Source organism: Xanthomonas sp. D-99, from assembly GCF_017746145.1.
Classification (GTDB): Bacteria; Pseudomonadota; Gammaproteobacteria; order Xanthomonadales; family Xanthomonadaceae; genus Xanthomonas; species Xanthomonas cissicola.
In genome coordinates this window covers 1-2,406 of record NZ_JAGHWU010000115.1, presented here as the reverse complement: position 1 = coordinate 2,406, position 2,406 = coordinate 1, and the positions used below count along the sequence as shown (strand labels likewise).

Here is a 2,406-nt window from a genome sequence, read left to right as displayed (position 1 = left end):
GCGGGATAATATTGAATTATCCCGCCTTATCCCGAATTTTCAGCTACAGTCGCCCTGCGGCCGTACGAAACGGCGTTTCGGAGCGAGGCGGTGAGCTCGGTCAAGCAATATCTGGAAGCGGCAACCCGCGCCAACACCGAGCGCGCGTATGCAGGAGCGACCCGTCACTTCGAGGTCGAGTGGGGTGGTCATCTGCCGGCGACTGCGGAGCAGGTGGCGCGCTACTTGGCCGCCTACGCCGGCCAGTTGGCGATTAACACACTCAGGCACCGGCTCGCAGCACTGGCGCAGTGGCACCAGGTGCACGGCTTTGTCGACCCGACCCGGGCGCCAGTGGTGCGCCAAGTGCTCAAGGGCATCCAAGCTCTTCACCCGAACGTCGAAAAACGCGCCACGCCCCTGCAACTCACCCAGCTGGGCCAGGTCACGACATGGCTGGAAGACGCTGCAGCTGCGGCCCACTCTCGCGGCGATCGCGCCGCCGAGCTGCGGCATCTGCGCGATCGCGCCTTGCTGCTACTCGGCTTCTGGCGCGGCTTCCGCGGCGATGAACTCACCCGCCTCCAGGTGAACCACCTGCGCCTGGTGCCGGGCGAAGGCATGACCTGCTTCCTGCCGCACAGCAAGAGCGATCGCCAGCACGCCGGCACCACCTACAAGGTCCCGGCGCTGTCGCGCTGGTGCCCGGCGGCTGCCACCATGGCCTGGGTCGCGGCAGCCGCCCTCCACGAGGGGCCACTGTTTCGCGCAGTCGACCAGTGGGGCGGGATTGCCGCCGCCCCGCTCCACCCCAACAGCCTGGTGCGCCTGCTACGGCGGATCTTCCGCGAGGCCGGGCTGAGCTCTCCCAACGCCTACAGCGGCCACTCGCTGCGCCGTGGCTTCGCCGGCTGGGCCAACGCCAACGGCTGGGACGTCAAGGCGCTGATGGAGTACGTCGGCTGGCGCGACGTGCACTCGGCGATGCGCTACATCGACGGGGCCGATCCGTTCGCCCGCCAGCGCATCGAAGCCAGTCTGCCGGAAGCGCCCGCGCTGCCCAGGCCTGCAACGACCTGAGGGGCTGGATGGCGTCGATCGAACGGACCGCATACCCGCAATTCAAGCGCAACCCGGTCGTCCACGAACTGGTTGCGGCCTACACGCCAACCGACGCTGAGGTGGCCTTCGTTGCCGAGTACACCCGGCAGCCTGCGCACCGCCTGACGCTGACGATCCTGCTCAAGACCTTCCAACGGCTGGGGTACTTCCCCATGCTGGACGAAGTCCCGCCGGCGGTGGTGCGCCATATCCGCAGCGCGCTGAAACTGCGCGTGCAGGTCAAGCCAGCGAATCTTGCCAACGCCTCGCGCTATCGCTACTACCGCCTGATCCGACAATTCCTGCAGGTCCGGGCCTACAGCGACGGCGGGCTGAAGATTGCGGCACGCGCGGTATACGAAGCCGCTGCGGTGATGGATAACCCGGCGGACCTGATCAATGTAGCCATCGAACAGCTCGTGCGTGATCGCGTCGAGCTGCCGGCGTTCTCCACACTGGATCGCCTGACCCGGCGCATCCGCACGCTGGTCAACGGGCGCTATTTCGCCCAGATCGAGGCCCGACTGACCATCGACGAAAAACAGCGCCTGGAAGGCCTCATGCAGGTCGAACAGGGGCGCCAGAAGAGCCCGCTGCACGCGATCAAGCGCCTGCCCAAGCGCTCTTCGCTGCAGCATTTCCAGGAGTTGATCGACCATATCGCCGAACTGGACGAATTGGTCGGCAGCGAGTTGCACCTGGCGGGCATCCCGGAGGTCAAGCGCAAGCACTTCGCCGCCGAGGCGCGGGCATTGGATGCTTCCGAGCTGCGCAAGTTTCGGCCCGCTAAGCGCTACGCCGTACTGGTGTGCTTGATCCACCGGGCCCGGGTCCAGACGCGCGACGATCTCGCGGAGATGTTCATCAAACGCATGGGGAACATCCACAACCGGGGCCGAGAGGAACTGGAGCGGCTGAGGGCGCGCTATCGCGAGAAGACCGAAGCGATCGTGGCGACGATGTCGGATGTGGTCCGCGTCCTCGACCATCATCGCGGCAACACCGAGGCGGGGCGTGAAATCCGCCGCCTAGTCAACGCCCATGGTGGCGTGCAGACGTTGCAGGCCGACTGCAACGCCATTGCGGCGCATAGTGGCGACAATCACTTGCCGTTGCTGTGGCTGTTCTACAAAAGTCACCGCTCCACCATCCTGCGGATGGTGCGTAGGTTGGACTTGGCCTCGACCACGGAGGACCGCTCCGTGATCGATGCGATCGAGCTGATCCTGACGCAGGAACGAACCCGCAGCGATTGGTTGGATGAACCAGTCGATCTGGCATTCACCACCCAACTCTGGCGCAAGACCATCGTCCATCGCACCGAAC

General features: G+C 65.5%; 1 protein-coding gene and 1 pseudogene. Both read left to right on the top strand.

From position 1 onward, the window contains the following. Positions 1 to 90 precede the first annotated feature (90 nt). Positions 91 to 1,023, top strand: a pseudogene (locus tag J7360_RS20900) (tyrosine-type recombinase/integrase); the annotation flags it as partial. Between the two features lie 44 nt (positions 1,024 to 1,067). Further along, positions 1,068 to 2,406 (top strand): DUF4158 domain-containing protein (locus J7360_RS20895; RefSeq protein ID WP_209034737.1); only part of this gene is annotated, 1,339 nt, incomplete at its 3' end.